The organism is Paraburkholderia sp. RAU2J, assembly GCF_003634845.1.
GTDB classification, from domain to species: domain Bacteria; phylum Pseudomonadota; class Gammaproteobacteria; order Burkholderiales; family Burkholderiaceae; genus Paraburkholderia; species Paraburkholderia fynbosensis.
In genome coordinates, this window is sequence record NZ_RBXG01000003.1 from 286279 (window position 1) to 302165 (window position 15887).

Below are 15887 nucleotides of genomic sequence, written 5' to 3' on the forward strand. Positions count from 1 at the left end.
ACCAGACGCGATGCTCATCTTCCTTTGCCAAACGCGACTGCAGTGTCAGCCTGGTTGGAACCCCAATCCATGTCCGCCGACCTCAATCTGAATGAGGTCTGCAGACAGACAGGCTGCTCCTGCTTCGGGGTTTGCACGCGATCGAACCGCCGCCCTGAGGATCAGGTGCGTGTCAGTGGAGTGGGTTTCGGAGCCGCACGCTATGCGCAATCCGTTCGGGCGGGCTGGTTGTGCTTGAGTGGCCTGAGACCGCAGCTCAGCTTTTGCGCGGCGCACAGTCTGAAGACGGCGCTCAAATCTGCCGACCGATCACGGCCGCGAGCGCATCCGTACGCGCCACTTGCGCTGTGACTACCCTTCCAGTTCTAAACCGAAGAAGTCGCCTTGCCATGGCGGTACATTCCCGGGCTGGCCCCGGTCCACTTCCTGAAGGCCCTGTGAAACGCGCTGGTCTCCTGGAATCCAGTCCGTGCGGCGACTTCAGCGACCGTGAGAGAACTGCTCGAAAACAGGTCGATAGCGATGTCGCGGCGCAATTCGTCTTTCAGTTGCCGGTAGTTGGTGCCCTCGGCCAGCAGGCGGCGCTGCAGCGTGGCCGAGGATTGATTCAATAACTGCGATAGCGTCTCGAGGTCGGGCCAGTCGTCGGGAACCTGGTTGCGCAACCAGCGCCTTATCAGGGCTGTAGTGCTGGATTCGTTACGGTACTTCACCAGGATGTTTGCCGGTGCACCCTGCAGGAATGCGCGCAGGCTCGTTTCCGTCTCTGTCAGTTTGAGGTCGAGGAAACTGCGATCGAACCGGATCAGGGTCTCCTCTGCGGCGAACGTCACGTCCTCGCAAAAGCGCATGCGATAGTCGCTGTAATCGATTGGTGCGGAAGCGCGAAATCTCATCTCGATCAGCGGAATCCGTCGCCGTGCCAACCAGCACGCAAGGCCGTGCACGAGGATGAACCACGTCCCGTAGGCAAACAGGCGGCGCGTGAGCCCATCATCATGCAGGACGATCAATGCATGCTCGCCTTCGCAGCGTAACTCCCCGTGAATGTCGTCGAGTACCGCATGCAGAAACTTCAACATGCGACGCAGCGCGTGCTCCAGGTTTTCAGCGTGCAGCACCGCGTGACACATGAGCGCGTAACTGCCCCGGCGCAGTGGGTGGCTGTCCAGACCAAAAAACTCGTCGTCCATCAGGTCGGCCAGAGCCGCCCACAACCGCGAAAAGGCGAGCGCGGGTACTCGGGCTCTCGGGGCATTCAACAATTCTGCCGGGATACCGGCGCGCTGTAGTGCGACCGGCACATCCAGATTACGTTGCGTAGCGACGAGAATCGCTTCACGCACCAGGCCGATTGAAGTCGTGCCCTTGTCTTGAGCTTCATGCATGGTCAGGTTCCGCCTATCGAGGTGCCCTGATGTTAATCGCTGCAAGCCGCAATTGAAACGTGGCGGCAGTGCGCCGGCAGTCTTTAGCCGACCTGCATTGTTGACGAGATCGACGACCTCTTCGATATGTCCAAAAGGCTCATGCACGACGAGGTCTATGGGCATGGGCGAACTTTCGCCTGCCGCTTACGATAACCAGCCAGTAGCTCATCGCGAACGTAGCTTTGTAGGCGAAGGCTGTGCAGCAACGTGCCGGTCATGTCACATATCGCTTCGGGCACACCCACGCGTTGCGGACTCGTGCTGGCATGCGTATCGCCCGGGTGCGCTGTGCGTCGGGGCCATCACTCAGGAGACAGAAATGCAGGTTCAGGATAAAGGTTTCATCGTCACAGGCGGCGGTTCGGGCCTCGGCGCCGCCACGGCACGCCGCCTTGTCGCGGGCGGCGCCAAAGTACTGCTGGTAGACCTGGATCAGGACGCGTGTGCCGCGCCGACGGCGGAACTCGGCTCCAATGCCCGCTTCGTCAGGGCAGACGTGTGTGATGTCGCCAGCGCGGAGCATGCATTAGCCGCATTCCGCGACAGCTTTGGCATGCTGCACGGCTTGATCAATTGCGCTGGCGTTGCACCCGCCGAGAAAGTGCTTGGCCGCGAAGGCCCGCATCGGCTGGAAAGTTTCGCGCGCACCGTTCAGATCAACCTGATCGGCGCCTTCAACATGGTGCGGCTGGCCGCAGCCTGCATGTCCGAGAACCTGCCCGACGCCGATGGCGAGCGCGGAGTCATTATCAACACCGCTTCAGTCGCGGCCTTCGATGGCCAGATCGGGCAAGCGGGCTACGCTGCCTCCAAGGGCGGCGTGGTAGCGATGACGCTGCCGATCGCACGCGAATTGGCGCGTCACGGCATTCGCGTAGTCGCCATCGCGCCTGGGATCATGGAAACGCCCATGCTCAAAGGCATGCCCACGGAAGTACAGGACGCGCTCGGAAAGATGGTGCCTTTTCCCGCGCGCCTCGGGCGACCCGACGAATTCGCGGAACTCGCGCTGCATATCGTCGCAAACACCTATCTCAACGGCGAGGTGATTCGCCTCGATGGCGCCATCCGTATGGCGGCCAGATGACGCGGCGTGCGGAGCAGTCATCGTGACGCCTGCTGCCGCTTGTAGCCGCTCCCTGCGCTTGACCTGAGTCGCCGAGCCCGAGCGCGGTCAGCTAGGTCCGGCCACGCCGATATCTTTCTTCCCCCCTTGCAACGCCGCCATTGAGCGGCGGATGGAGACTCGCATGCCTACCTCTTCGACTTCCAATGATCCCGTCGTCATCGTCGGTGCCGCCCGCACGCCGCTGGGAGCCTTCCAGGGCGACTTGGCCTCGCTGACGGCACCGCAGCTAGGCGCCAACGCGATCCGTGCCGCTGTGCAGCGGGCCGGCATGCAGCCGGAGGCCGTAGACGAAATACTGATGGGGTGCGTGCTGCCCGCTGGCGTGGGGCAGGCGCCCGCACGTCAAGCGGCGCTGAGCGCCGGGTTGCCGCTTTCGGCGGGCTGTACAACTGTCAACAAGGTCTGCGGCTCCGGCATGAAGGCCGCCATGCTGGCACACGACCTCCTGCTAGCCGGCACTCAACGGGTGATGGTGGCCGGTGGCATGGAATCCATGAGCAACGCGCCGTACCTGCTGCCCAAGGCTCGCTCGGGCCAGCGCCTCGGGCACGGTCTGGTGCTGGACCACCTGTTCTTCGATGGACTGGAGGACCACTACGGCTCGGCCTCCGACGGTCGCCTGATGGGCACCTTCGCCGATGACTGCGCTCGCCATTTCGGCTTCACGCGTGAGGCGCAGGACGCCTACGCTTTAACCTCCACGCTGCGTGCACAGCAGGCACAGCGCGACGGCCTGTTCCGGTGGGAGATTACGCCGGTGGCCGTGCCGGGCCGCAACGGCGAGAAACTCATCGTCGACGACGCAGCGCCGGCGAAGGCACAACTGGACAAAATCCCCACCCTTAAGCCCGCCTTCGGCAAGGACGGCTCCGTCACGGCAGCCAATTCCAGTTTGATCTCCGACGGTGCAGCGGCTCTGGTGCTGATGCGCGAGTCCACCGCACGCGAGCGTGGACTGGCACCGCTGGCTGTTATCCATGGGCACGCCACGCACTCACAGGAACCAGCCTGGTTCACTACTGCACCCGCGGGCGCGATTCAGAAGCTGCTCACCAAGGTGGGGTGGCAGGTCGACAATGTCGACGTGTGGGAGATCAACGAGGCATTCGCCGTGGTGGTCATGGCCGCAATGCGCGAACTGTCGCTGCCGCACGAGCGGGTGAATGTGCATGGTGGTGCCTGCGCGCTGGGTCATCCAATCGGCGCGACGGGCGCTCGCCTTATCGTGACGTTGCTGGGGGCGCTTCGCCAGCGAGGTGTCAGGCGTGGCGTGGCCAGCCTTTGCATCGGGGGCGGCGAGGCCACAGCCCTCGCGATCGAGATCGTCTGAACGACATCGTTCCTCCTCGGGGGTGATTCCACTAGCCGCTACGCGGCCGCGAACTTGCGGAACTGGCTGTCGTTGCCGATCGAAATCATCACATCGCCGCCGCAACGAATCGCCTCCAGCGAGGCCTCGTCGATGCCGGCCGACGCCTGCCGAGATGTCCAAAAGGCGAGCATTGCAAGAAGGGAGCGAAAACCTGCTAAGGCGCGTGGATGCCGTCAGATTGTTCCCATAGGGTCTTCAAGTGGTCGACGAACCATTTGCCAGCGGGTCCCGGCGGCTGGGAGGGTTGGTGATATACCGACATGGTCAGCATCCAGCCGCTGGGCGGCATGTCGTCCACGTCCAGAACGACCAACCTACCTGCCGCGATGTCCTGCTCGACCATGTGCAAGGGCATTCCCCCCCATCCCACGCAGTCTTTGAGAAACGCATATTTCGTCGACAAGTCCGCCAGACGCCAGGTGGAGGCTGACGCAACCCCGAAGTCACGACCTGCGGTCAGATCCGACCTGTCTGTCAGGACCAGTTGGACGTGTTTGGCAAGTTCACGCCGTGGTATGCGATGACCCACGCCTGCGAGGGGATGGCGCGCCGAAGCAACTGCGACGAGCGGCAGTTCGCCAAGCCGCTCGCTAACCAATGACGGAAATGCCTGCGGCAGCGGTGGCAGTATGCCCAAACTGCATCGCCCGTCCAGAACCGGTTGATAGGCCGCTCCGAGGCCCTCGACGAAAAGCCGCAGCGGCGTCAGCGGGAAATGCTCTGCGAATGCTTTGGCGACGGCGCTGATCACCGACGTTGGGAAGAAAACGTCGACCACCACCGAGAGTTCCGCCTCCACTCCCGAAGTCATGAGCCTGGCTCGTGCCTTCAGCGTGTCCACCCCGGAGACGACGTTGCGGGCGTCAGCGAGCAACAGCATGCCCTGTGGCGTGAGCTTGGGGAACCGGCCCGAGCGGTCGAACAGCACGACGCCTAATTGATCTTCCAATCCGCCAATCCAGCCGCTCACCGCGGACTGTACACGGTTGAGCTTTCGGGCCGCTGCCGAGAAGCTGCCCTCGTCCACGGCGGCAATGAAGGTTCTGAGCTGATCCAGCGAGATCCCATCCAGCATAAGCTGCGTCATCCATCTCTACGGTAGATGGATTGTATCTCAATATGCCGGCTTCTCAGATGCATGCCGCACTGCCATTATCGCTCTCAACGCAGCGACGTTTTCGTAAAACCATCTGCAGTGCTTGACGCCACGCGGCGTGAAGCCCATCCAGTCCAGGAGTTTTTTTATGACCTCTTCCATTATCGGCAGCGGCAGCGTCGGCGCCGCCATCGCCCGCCAGTTCGCCCGGAGCGGCATCACGGTCGGCATCGCTAACACGCGCGGGCCGGAGTCCATCGCGTCTATGGCCCACGAACTGGGTGACAAGGTGGTTCCCGTCACGCTCCAGGCGGCACTCGAAGCCGACGTGATCATCCTGGCGGTCCCGTTTTGGGCCCACCGCGACGTCGCCAGAGCAGCGGCGAGCTGGAAAGGCAAAGTCGTCATCGACGCCACCAATGCCTATGGCGTGCCGCTCTCCGAACTGGACAGCCTGCCATCCTCGGCGATTGTGGCGAAAGCGTTTCCGGGCGCATCCCTTGTCAAGGCGTTCAATCATTTGCCCGCCAAGGTACTCGCCGAGAATCCCGTCAGTGCCGATGGCCGTCGAGTGATCTTTCTGTCTAGCGACGACGAGGCTGCAAGCGCGACGGTCGCCGCCCTGGTCGAGCGGCTCGGCTACGCGGCGGTCAGTCTCGGCAGGATCGCGGAGGGCGGGCAGCTCGTGCAGGCCCGGGACAAGAGCTGGGCGCCCCTGATTTTCCAGGACCTGTTCAGGAAGGAGCAATAAACCATGTACGACCATGTCATCTGGCCGGAGCGCTACGACCCGAAAACGTCAGCCATCTACGCCCTCAACGACATCGACGTGAAAGCGCCGCCCGAAGTGGTGTGGAAGCTGCTCGTCGACGCGAAGAACTGGTCAAGCTATTTCCCGCCTGAGGACCAGGTCGAGATCCTGTCGGGCGAGTCGGAACTGGCCTTGGGAACCCGCTACAGCCGCGTGACGGTCGGCTTCCCGATGAGCCTCGTGGTGACCGAATACGTGCCGAACCAAAGGCTCGCCTGGGCGACCACCGTCGACGCAGACGAGACCGGTTCCAGCGCTTACCACGGTTGGGTTATCACGCCGACGGACGAAGGTTGCCACGTGCTAACGGAAGAGACGCAACAAGGTCCCTGGTTTCTGGATGTGCTCGGACGGCAACATCCCGGTGGGCTCTATCGCTATCACCAGGATTGGGTCGAGCGCCTCGCGCGAGCCGCAGAGGCGGAAGTCGCGAAGATCGCGGGGTAATGCGTCAGTTTCGACGCGCTGGCGCGTTGCGGGTTCGACTGTTTGCGTGCGGAAGCGGCAAACCGGCTCGCTCTCAAACGAAGCCTCGTTTCGCGCGTGCCCATATCGAAGCATCGTATCGGCGGATCCGTCTGCCATTCATACTCGGAGAAAAAACTATGAAGATCGAACTCAAAGGCCGCAAGGCCATCGTTACCGGCTCGACGGCGGGCATCGGCCGCGCGATCGCCGAGGGCCTTGCCCGCGCAGGCGCATCGGTCGTGATCAACGGGCGCGGAGAGCAGCGAGTAGCCGCCGCGCTAGATGAGATCCGGGCTCTCGTGCCCGACGCGGAACTGACCGGCATTGCCGCCGATCTTTCTACCGCGGAGGGATCGGCCGCCCTCGTGGCACAGGTGCCGGATGCCGACATCCTCGTCAATAACCTCGGTACCGCCCATCTGAATGGTTTCTTCGAGCAGAGCGATAGCGAATGGCTCGACCTCTTCCAGCTCAATGTGATGAGCGGCGTGCGCGCTGCGCGGCACTATCTGCCGGCCATGGCCAGGCGCGGTTGGGGACGGGTCGTGTTCATCAGCAGCGAGTCGGCGATCATGATCCCCAAGGAGATGATCGATTACGGTATGACCAAGACGGCGCAACTCGCCGTATCGAGGGGACTTGCTGAGTTGGTGAGTGGCACAGGGGTAACCGTCAACGCGGTGCTGCCGGGGCCGACCCGCTCCGAGATTCTGGGCAACTGGATGAAAGCTACCGCTCAGGAGCAGGGCATCACGCAGGAGGAAGCGGAGCAGAACTTCCTGAAAACGATGCGACCGACCACGCTACTCAACCGGTTCACGTCGACCGAAGAAATTGCCAACATGGTGGTGTATGTCTGCTCCGAGCAGGCCTCCGGTACGAGCGGCGCGGCATTACGCGTTGATGGGGGTGTCATTCGCGCGATCTTCTGAGCCAACGCCTGACAGGCCCGCGCTGCGACGGCGCCGTGACAGCAACCGAGATTTCTGCAGTCTCGGCAAAGTTCAAATCAGACCCAAATCCCAACCATGAATAACGATATGTTCGAAGCAATCCATTGGCCTGTGGACATGGCACCCAGCCGCTCACCCATCCATTTCACGAATGAGCTTGAGGTTGCCGTTTCGCCTGAAACTATCTGGTCTCTTCTCGTTGATCCCAAGGCCTGGCCCCGTTTCTATCCAGGCGTCAAGGATGTCGAGCTGTTAGACGGACACGAGCTGTTGCAAGCCGGCACGCGCTTTGAAACTAATCTGGCTGCCCAGGACGTCTTCGCGTCGGTACAGGAGTTCGACCCTATCGCCCGCATCGCCTGGGGCGGCGGTCCAAAGGCTTCGAGAGAATCCAGGGCCTATCATGCCTGGATCATCACCCCGACCCCTCGCGGCTGTCACCTGTGGACTGAAGAGACGATGCAAGGGCCGCTCTGGATCGAGTTGGCGAAGGAAGCGCCAGATATCTTCTGGCGCACCCATGAAAAGCTTCTGGAAGACCTCGCGAAGGTCGCACTCACGCTCGAAGCACAGGGCGACGCTAGAAGCCGTGAATAGACGACGGCTGTGGAATATCTGAAAAGGAGCCCGTAGGTCTGCCGGGGTATTGCCGCTTGACGACTCGCTCGCGATGACTGATCTGTGACGGACCGATCAAACACCTGTGTATTTTTAGGTCGTCGAGCACTCCGGCAGTGCCTGACGGCATCATCGTCGGTGTGTGTGAGCGTCGTGAACGTCTCTGCCAGTTGTTTCCGATAGAGCTAGGCGCGCAGTAGATGTCGCTTGAGCGAACCATCCCAGCAACGTGACCGTGCCATATTAGGGTCTTGCACTATCTCTCTCACGTTTGACTCCATGCGCACTGTATGTTTGAGGCGTCCGACGGCACGCCGGTCTATATCTTCAACCGGACCTGATCGAGGGTTGACACCTTCTTCTTTCAAGGTCTCGCCTTTTCCGGCAAAACATCCGACCTGCTTCCCGTTTTCGAGGTTGACGGCGAAGAATGTTTCCTTGATACCCCTGGCATGAGCGCGGCCCCCTTGAACGCTCTCGGTATGTGCATCGGTTCCCTTTTTGATCGACGTGAGGCCATTCTCGCGGCGCTCGACCGGAACTTCGGCGCATACTGAGCGATCACAGGGAGGCTTGGTTCGAAAGGGACGACCCTCGTATCAGCAATTCAACCTCAAACCTCTAACCATTAATCTCGCTGTTGCCCCCACCCTTGAAACCACCCCGGGAAAACCGCGATTGGAGATGCGATGCCATTTGACAAGCAACAGGAAAGACTCAGGCAGAGTGGCGCAACTATGCGTCCGGGTCCGCCAAGCTTATTGGCGAAGGTACTAGCCGTGGTAATAGGCGCTGCGCTGCTCGTCGTGGGGTTCGCCGTTTCGCTTATGATGTTGGCACTGGTGCTTGGGGCAGGCATTGTGATCGGCGGTATCGTCTGGTGGAAAACGCGCGATCTGCGCAAACGACTTCGCGAGCAAGCAATGCGCGCACAGCAGATGCACGAGCAACAGGTGCGCGAGCGCGCGGGCCAGCGCATGGATATCGGCGACGTGATCGAAGATGTCGAGTTCCACGACGAGACTCGACAAAAATGAGCGTTGCTCCGTGACTGCACATGCGCCGCCGCGTTACCGCCCCCGAGAGCGGAACATACGCAGTGAACTCCGCTTGCACCGGCACCATGAAAATCACTTATACCGCCGGCGGCGGCGTGCCGGCCGGTGTCGGAACTGAACTGAACATGCTCATCGCTGCGGACGGGACGCTCGTCGCATCCGTTGTTTACAGGGCGGTCACCGTCTCAGGCGCGAGCGCGGACGGCTCGGTAACGTGCCCGCAGTTTTGCGAGCAAGCTGTGCAAGAAAATTTCGCGGGGAAGAAGATCGTTGTCTACGGCTTCCGCTAATCGAGCCCGAGATGGGCTCACGTTCGCTGAGGCGCTTGCCATGACGACCAAATTTTCGTGACGTACCGGGCCCGATTTTTCATGGCGCCCCCTACTCTACCCGCTCGGGGCGGAGTGAGCGGCGCGCAAGGCCTCGTCTGCGGCAGCCAGACGGGACGCCATGACCTTGACGACAAAGCGATGAATTTGCTGTACGGTCACAGGGTCGTCGCGTTCGAGCGCGTGCAACGACTCGAGCGTCAAACGCAGGACGCGTGCGGGCCCCTCTGCGAGCACATCCGCACTGCGCGCCTGCTGCGTATACACCGCCATTTCGCCGACGATCGTACCCGGCCCGAACGAGCGCAACCTGAGGCTGCGCCTATCGGAGAGCGGCAGTAAGACCGCGACACGGCCGCTCTCGACAAAGTACATGGCGTCCCCTGGTTCGCCGCGACGGAAAACCGGCTCCCCCGCGCCGAGTTCCCGCACTTCCAAACGCGCCAGCAACCTTGCGAGCGCGGCTGACGTGAAATACGGCGCGAGCATCGTGTGGAAATCCTCTTCGGCGCGGGGCAACGCGCGTGAATCCGAGGCGAGAAGCGTATCTTCGATCCATTCCAATCCCGCATCGAGCGTAGAGAACTCGTGCAGCCGGAGATTCAGCGTGCCGGTCTTCATGAGTAGTTCACGCGAGCGTATCGGCAACCCCGTCAGCACCAGGTCCGCATCAGTCGCTGCGCACAACTGCCAGAGCTTGACGAAGCTAACCGATACCGATGCGTCCATGCCATTGGTCGACGCAAAGTCGAGCACGACAAAGCGAACGGACACGGGCCCGCTCGTGGCCAGCCGTTCGCGCACGCGCTGCAAGATCGAATTGGCCGTACCAAAGAATAGAAACCCCTGCAGACATGTTCCGCACACCTGTGCACCGAGTTCGTGAAGCCGTTCGGTGGCCTCGATACTGCGTTCGACAGTCGATGTACGCGTGCTGCCGTCGAACTCCATACGAACGCAGCTGACGCGCCCGTACAGCAACGCGAACATCACGCATGCGGCGATCACTCCGGCCACCACCCCCGTGACGACGCCGTAAAACGCAATCGCGCCCAGAATAAGCGGTACAAGCAAGTACTCATGCCAGTTGAGCTTGCGAAAAGCACCGACCAGCCACTGGATCAACAGACGCACTCCCATGAAGAGCTGCAATCCGACCAGCACCGGCACCGGGAATAGCGCCACCAGATCCGGTGAGACGGCCAGCACGAACAGGCAAGCAAGGGCAGCGAATACGGCGGCCAGACGACTTGTCGCGCCAGCGCGTGCATTGAGCATCGATCGATTGAACGACTGGTAGCCGACCATTCCGCCTAACATCCCGCTCGCGATGTTGGCGATGCCTGCCGCACGCATCTCGCGGTTCAGATCGATATCTTCACCCGTGGCTGCGCCTATCGCTGTCGAATTCATCAGAATCGAAATCGCCGAAATCGACGTAACGACGAGGGTCTCCGGCAAGTGCGCACCGATTGCCGACCAGTCGACCCCGCCGTGCATGAGCGATGCCGGCAAATGCAACTCGGGAATTCGCATGGCGTGCGGCGCCACGCGCGGAAGCAACAATCGCGTGTCCCGGGCGTCGTCGATCGACAGGCCGGCCGCAAAGAGGAGCACATAAAACAGAGCGACGCCAAGTGCAAGCGTGATGGGCAGTGCCGCAGCGTGTTTCCAGGTGCGCGACAGAAGCGTGGCTGACGCGCACACGAATAAAGCCGGTGTCCAGACCTGCCAGTTCAGGTGCATCACCAGCGCCGAGGTGTGCCAGTTCAAGGGCTCGCCGGTCACGACCCGAAACGCGCCGGCGAGCAGGAGGTAGCCAGTCCCGGCAAGGAAGCCGCCTACAACCGGGTAAGGCAGGAATTGCAGGGAACGGCCGCGCCTGGACGACCCGAGCGCATACAGAATGACGCCCGTCACTACCGAACACAACGCGATGGCGATCAGCACCGTCAGCAAGATTGTTTGGGGTGTTCCGCCGTCAGCCCGCACGCTGCTCGCGACGCCGGCCGCCACACCGGCAAGAAACGCTGTCGCGTTGCCGTCGGGTCCGGCGATGTTCACGCGCATCGAACTCATCAAGGCGATCACGAGTGCCGTCACTACGCAACTGATGAGGGCGGTGGGCACCCCAAGCCCGGCGTAACGGGCGAGATCCGCGCTAAAGATCATGGTACCGAGGCTCATTGCATAGCAGAGCATGACCAGCATCGACACCATGCCGGCCGTCAGATCTCCGGCCAAGCCCCGAATGCGTAGCCGGGAGCGGGGACCGGGTGAGGAATCTGACATAGCTGGCTTCACAGTATTTCCCCATGAGAGCGGATGCAATCTCGCCTGGGCCGTGCGGTTCGCGCGCCGCGCCGCCGTGTTCGAACATCACCTATCCTTTCGGATGACGAACGACCGCACGTCGCGCTCGCCTCTTCGCGGGACAACGTGCCCGACTCGTCGTGCAGTATCCGTCGTCGCCGCAACCAGTGTCAAACGCACGGTAGCACGGTGGCACGCGGCTGGCGGAATCTGCACCCACCGCGTCGCTCATGAACGCTATCCGTCTCCTTCGTGCTGGACGTACACTGTGTTTTGATCGGGAATACTTTCAACGAGAGTATCTGACTATTGCGCCCGTCGCAGCCCGGCAACGGACGGGGCGTCGATTCGTATGATCCGCGGGTCCAACACGGCCCGGTCCGGGCATAGGGTTCGACAACCTGCGCGGCAATGAGCGGCAATGAGCGGCAATGAGCGGCGCGGAGTAAATTCGAACGCATCGGATTGGCGGCGGCGATGGATATCGATCAGTGGCTGCATGCATTGGGACTTGAACAATACACACCCGCATTTGCCGGGAACGACATCGATTTCACGATGCTGCAACAACTCGACGACGCGGACCTCAAAGAACTCGGCGTCCTCTCGCTCGGCCACCGCAAGCGCCTACTCGCGGCCATTGCCGATCAGCGTGTGGCCATGTGCGCAGCGCCGCCTGCCGCGAATGCGCCTGCGAGCGAGCGCCGGCAAGTCACCGTTCTCTTCGCCGATCTGTGTGGCTTCACAGCGCTGTCGCAAACACTCGATCCTGAAGAGTTACGCGAATTGACCGCTCGTTACACCGCGCTCGTCGATGGGATCGTGCTCGGCTACGGCGGTACGATTGACAAGCACATCGGCGATGCCGTAATGGCCATCTTCGGCGCACCACGCGCGCACGACACCGATCCGCTTCGCGCGGCGCGTGCCGCGTTGGAAATTCATGAGGCACTTAACGGACTGGCCGCGCAGGTGTCGCTTCCGCTGAGAGCGCATGTGGGCATTGCCAGCGGCGAGGTAGTCGCGGGGCCGTTCGAGCGCGCGGACGTTCGGGACTACACCGTGCTTGGCGAATCCGTGAACCTGGCAGCCCGGCTAGTTGCCGCCGCCGGCCCTGGAGAAACCCTGCTCTCCGATGGCGCGCATCGCGCGCTCGGTCAATGCGTGATAAGCGACGCCGCCGGCGCGATGCGCTTCAAGGGAATCGATTCGCCGGTGCACGTGTGGCGTCTGCGCTGTCTCGCCGGTGAAACCGTCACCCCAAGCCGAAGTGTTTTCGTCGGCCGCAAGGCTGAACTTGAGCAGTTCAAGGGCCTCGCCCGCGCGTGCCTCGAGCAGCGGGCCGGCCACGTCGTCTATGTCCGCGGCGAGGCGGGCATCGGCAAGACGCGGCTCGTCGACGAAATGCGCCGCTTCGTCGAAACGCTGGGCTTTGCCTGCCACCGCGGCCTCGTGCTTGATTTCGGCGTGGGGAAAGGCCAAGATCCCATCCGCGCCATTGTCGGCAGCCTGGTGGGCCTCGCGCCGGCGGCCGGCGTCGATGAACGGCGCGCTGCCGCCGGACGGGTTGTTGCCTCCGGGGCCATCGGCCCCGAGCAGCTGATGTTTCTCCACGACATCCTCGACCTCACGCAAACCGGTGAAGGGCGCACGCTTTACGATGCGATGGACAATACTGCACGCGCGCGCGGCAAGCGCACGGTCGCGGCAGCGATCACGGAGGATGTCTGCCGGCACGGGCCGACCTTGATCGCCGTGGAAGACCTTCATTGGGCCGACCCGCAGGTGCTCGGTTATCTGGCAGCCTTCGCCGCGGCGATCGCGAACGGTCCGGGCCTGCTCGTGATGACTTCGCGCGTGGACGGCGATCCGCTCGACACGGCATGGCGAGGCAGTTGCCGCGGCACGCCCTTTGCCACGATCGACCTTGGCCCGCTGCGCAGCGAGGAGGCGCTGAACCTTGCCGGCAGCTTTATCGATGCAACCGGGCGTATCGCGCGTGCCTGCATCGAACGAGCCGGCGGCAATCCGCTGTTCCTCGAACAACTCCTGCGTAACGCCGAGGAAGGCAGCGAGGAAGCGGTCCCCGCCACCATCCAGAGCCTCGTACTGGCGCGCATGGACCGGCTGACTGCGCTCGACCGCGAGGCGTTCCAGGCTGCCGCGGTCATCGGACAGCGCTTTGGCCTCGCCTTGCTGCGGCGGCTGATCGATACACCGGACTACGTCTGTCACGGGCTCGTCCGCAATGCGCTCGTCTTGCCGGAAGGCGAAGATTTCCTGTTTGCCCACGCGCTCATCCAGGAGAGCGCCTACTCGACGCTGCTGCGGGCACGCCGGCGCGAGTTGCACCGCCTCGCGGCCGACTGGTTTGCAGCGACCGACCCGGTGCTGCGCGCCCAGCATCTCGATCGCGCCGAGGACGAGCGGGCGCCGCTGGCCTACCTCGACGCCGCGCTCGCACAACGCGCGGCGTACTTCACCGAGGCGGCATTCCGGCTAGTCGAGCGAGGCCTGCAAATCGCACAAAGGGATACCGATCGCTACGCGCTGACCTGCTTCAAGGGCGAACTCCAACGAGACCTCGGCGACATTGCCGGGTCGATCGCGACGTACCGTGCGGCCGTGGCCGCCGCGCCGAATGAAGCCGATCTCTGTCAGTCCCAACTCGGGCTCGCCGAAGGTCTGCGGGTATGCGAAGGCCTCGCCGAAGCCCTCCCGCTGCTCGACGCGGCGCAGCAAGTGGCGGAGCGTCTGGGCATGGTGCCCGAACTCGCACGCCTGCATCACTTGCGCGGCAACATCCTCTTTCCGCTTGGCAGGATCGAGGATTGCCGCGCCGAGCACGAGCGCGGGCTCGCCTATGCACGGCGGCTCGGCCTGCCTGAAGCGGAAGCCCGCGCACTCGGCGGCCTCGCGGATGCTGCCTACGCGCAAGGGCGCATGCGTACCGCCTTCGAGCACTTTAGCCTGTGCGTCGCATTGAGCCGTGAACACGGTTTCGGCCGCATCGAGGTCGCCAATCGTTCGATGGCCGGCTTCAGCAGGATCTTCCTCAACGAGGCATGCGCGGCGCGCGAGGACGTAAGCGCCGCCGCGCGCGCCGCGGCGCTAGTCAGCCAGCCGCGTGCGCAGATGCTGTGCGAAACGTTGGGCGTGTTTACCTGCTACGAAATGGGTGACATGCCGGCTACTCTCGCTCATCTCGAGCGCGAGATGCAGATCATCCGTCAACTGGGCGCTCGCCGCTTCGAAGCACAGAACATGGAAATGCGAGCGCGCGGACTGCTCGACAGCGGGCATCGGCGAGAGGCCGCCGAATTGCTGCGCGAAGCGCTGGCGATTTGCGCCGAGGTGGGAACGCAGTTCAGCGCCCCCAAGGCCGTCAGCGCACTAAGCCGCGCCGTCGAGGACGACGATGAGCGCACACGTCTGCTCGCCGAAGGTGCCGACATGTTGCGGCGCGGCGCGGTCGGGCACAATCATCTGTGGTTCTACCGCGATGCGATCGAAGCGATGTTATCCGCCGGCGACGCAGCCAGCGTATTGCACTACGCCACTGCCCTGGAAGACTATACCCGCCTCGAGCCACTGCCCTGGGCGGAACTGTTCGTGAGGCGCGGGCGCGCCCTCGCTCGTGCGAAGCACGACCATTCTGGCGAAGGAACGCGGCGCGAACTCGAGCGTGTACGCGCGGACCTCGTGGCAGCGGGATACGGCAGCTATCTGCCTGCGGTAGACGCTGCGCTTGCCTCGTAGCGGAAGCGTTGCCCGCTGCATTCCATCGATTCGGTTCGCTCAACTGCGAACGACGGGAGCAGAGACCCGCTCATGATGTGCGCATTCAGCGAACAATCCCGTCGTCCTGGCGGTGTCTGGCCTTAAGGCAAATTGTCCTGGTTGTCTTGTTATGGCCGAGTCACCCGGTCCAGCGTTATTGCCGTTGCTCGATAACATGGGCGGCGCCCCTGTCGTTGCATTGCCCTCGCGACACAACGGTGCCATTCGCGCCCTGCCCTTAATTGAACATTTCTGGCCGCAAGTCGCTCACCTCGATGATCACATCGGCAGGCAGGTTCGCCCGGCGTGCCGCAGCGCGGATGGCGTCGGCGTTGGGCGCCTCGTATAGGCAATAAGTCTTCTTCTTGTCCGCACTGAGAAACGAAAAGAGCCACTCGACGCCCTCCTCGTCGTTGATCAGTTTCACGGCACTCGCACTTGCGCCGGTGACCTCCAACTGTTCCGCAAAATTTCGTTCAATCATAAAACGTGGCATCGGATCCTCCTTGAGTAGTGGCTGCATCGCTGCG

At 62.6% G+C, this 15887-nt stretch carries 14 protein-coding genes; 9 read left to right on the forward strand and 5 right to left on the reverse strand.

The window, feature by feature from the left end:
- Window positions 1-365 precede the first annotated feature (365 nt).
- Window positions 366-1388 carry an AraC family transcriptional regulator gene (locus tag B0G69_RS32750; RefSeq protein ID WP_121325066.1) on the reverse strand — a complete coding sequence of 341 codons (1023 nt, stop codon included), beginning with the start codon at window positions 1386-1388 and terminating at the stop codon, window positions 366-368.
- 361 nt (window positions 1389-1749) lie between these two features.
- Here B0G69_RS32750 and B0G69_RS32755 point away from each other — a divergent pair, with 361 nt between their 5' ends.
- Together B0G69_RS32755 and B0G69_RS32760 are read left to right on the forward strand one after the other, a co-directional pair.
- On the forward strand, window positions 1750-2517 hold the full coding sequence (locus B0G69_RS32755) for a 3-hydroxyacyl-CoA dehydrogenase (RefSeq protein WP_121324278.1): 768 nt from the start codon (window positions 1750-1752) through the stop codon (window positions 2515-2517).
- A 163-nt stretch (window positions 2518-2680) separates the two neighbouring features.
- The gene (locus tag B0G69_RS32760; RefSeq protein ID WP_121325067.1) at window positions 2681-3889 is read left to right on the forward strand and encodes an acetyl-CoA C-acyltransferase; all 1209 of its coding nucleotides are present in this window, start codon (window positions 2681-2683) and stop codon (window positions 3887-3889) included.
- Between the two features lie 38 nt (window positions 3890-3927).
- Here B0G69_RS32760 and B0G69_RS42850 read toward each other — a convergent pair whose 3' ends face one another.
- Both B0G69_RS42850 and B0G69_RS32765 read right to left on the reverse strand, forming a co-directional pair.
- The gene (locus B0G69_RS42850) at window positions 3928-4062 is read right to left on the reverse strand and encodes a hypothetical protein (protein WP_277873599.1); all 135 of its coding nucleotides are present in this window, start codon (window positions 4060-4062) and stop codon (window positions 3928-3930) included.
- 23 nt (window positions 4063-4085) lie between these two features.
- Entirely contained in the window at window positions 4086-5006 is a 921-nt protein-coding gene (locus B0G69_RS32765) for a LysR family transcriptional regulator (RefSeq protein ID WP_121325068.1), read from the reverse strand.
- A 169-nt stretch (window positions 5007-5175) separates the two neighbouring features.
- Between B0G69_RS32765 and B0G69_RS32770 the strand changes: the two genes are divergently transcribed.
- The 6 genes from B0G69_RS32770 (at window position 5176) to B0G69_RS32800 (ending at window position 9225) form a co-directional block, all read left to right on the forward strand.
- Window positions 5176-5778: an NADPH-dependent F420 reductase gene (locus B0G69_RS32770; RefSeq protein WP_121324280.1), complete on the forward strand. Its 603-nt coding sequence runs from the start codon at window positions 5176-5178 to the stop codon at window positions 5776-5778.
- Window positions 5779-5781: 3 nt separating this feature from the next.
- Complete coding sequence (locus B0G69_RS32775; protein WP_121324282.1) at window positions 5782-6285, forward strand: SRPBCC domain-containing protein; 504 nt, start codon at window positions 5782-5784, stop codon at window positions 6283-6285.
- A 158-nt stretch (window positions 6286-6443) separates the two neighbouring features.
- Window positions 6444-7238 carry an SDR family oxidoreductase gene (locus B0G69_RS32780; RefSeq protein ID WP_121324284.1) on the forward strand — a complete coding sequence of 265 codons (795 nt, stop codon included), beginning with the start codon at window positions 6444-6446 and terminating at the stop codon, window positions 7236-7238.
- Between the two features lie 108 nt (window positions 7239-7346).
- The gene (locus tag B0G69_RS32785) at window positions 7347-7856 is read left to right on the forward strand and encodes an SRPBCC domain-containing protein (RefSeq protein ID WP_121324286.1); all 510 of its coding nucleotides are present in this window, start codon (window positions 7347-7349) and stop codon (window positions 7854-7856) included.
- A 710-nt stretch (window positions 7857-8566) separates the two neighbouring features.
- A complete protein-coding gene (locus B0G69_RS32795) occupies window positions 8567-8914 on the forward strand; it encodes a hypothetical protein (protein ID WP_121324290.1) in 348 nt (115 codons plus the stop codon).
- Between the two features lie 86 nt (window positions 8915-9000).
- Complete coding sequence (locus B0G69_RS32800; RefSeq protein ID WP_241991592.1) at window positions 9001-9225, forward strand: hypothetical protein; 225 nt, start codon at window positions 9001-9003, stop codon at window positions 9223-9225.
- A 96-nt stretch (window positions 9226-9321) separates the two neighbouring features.
- Here B0G69_RS32800 and B0G69_RS32805 read toward each other — a convergent pair whose 3' ends face one another.
- A complete protein-coding gene (locus B0G69_RS32805) occupies window positions 9322-11556 on the reverse strand; it encodes a SulP family inorganic anion transporter (RefSeq protein ID WP_121324292.1) in 2235 nt (744 codons plus the stop codon).
- A 498-nt stretch (window positions 11557-12054) separates the two neighbouring features.
- Here B0G69_RS32805 and B0G69_RS32810 point away from each other — a divergent pair, with 498 nt between their 5' ends.
- Complete coding sequence (locus tag B0G69_RS32810) at window positions 12055-15336, forward strand: adenylate/guanylate cyclase domain-containing protein (protein WP_121325069.1); 3282 nt, start codon at window positions 12055-12057, stop codon at window positions 15334-15336.
- 259 nt (window positions 15337-15595) lie between these two features.
- On the opposite strand, the gene B0G69_RS32815 is transcribed toward B0G69_RS32810, so the two are convergent.
- Window positions 15596-15880, reverse strand: coding sequence for a DUF4242 domain-containing protein (locus B0G69_RS32815; RefSeq protein WP_241991593.1), 285 nt, complete (start codon window positions 15878-15880; stop codon window positions 15596-15598).
- Window positions 15881-15887 lie beyond the last annotated feature (7 nt).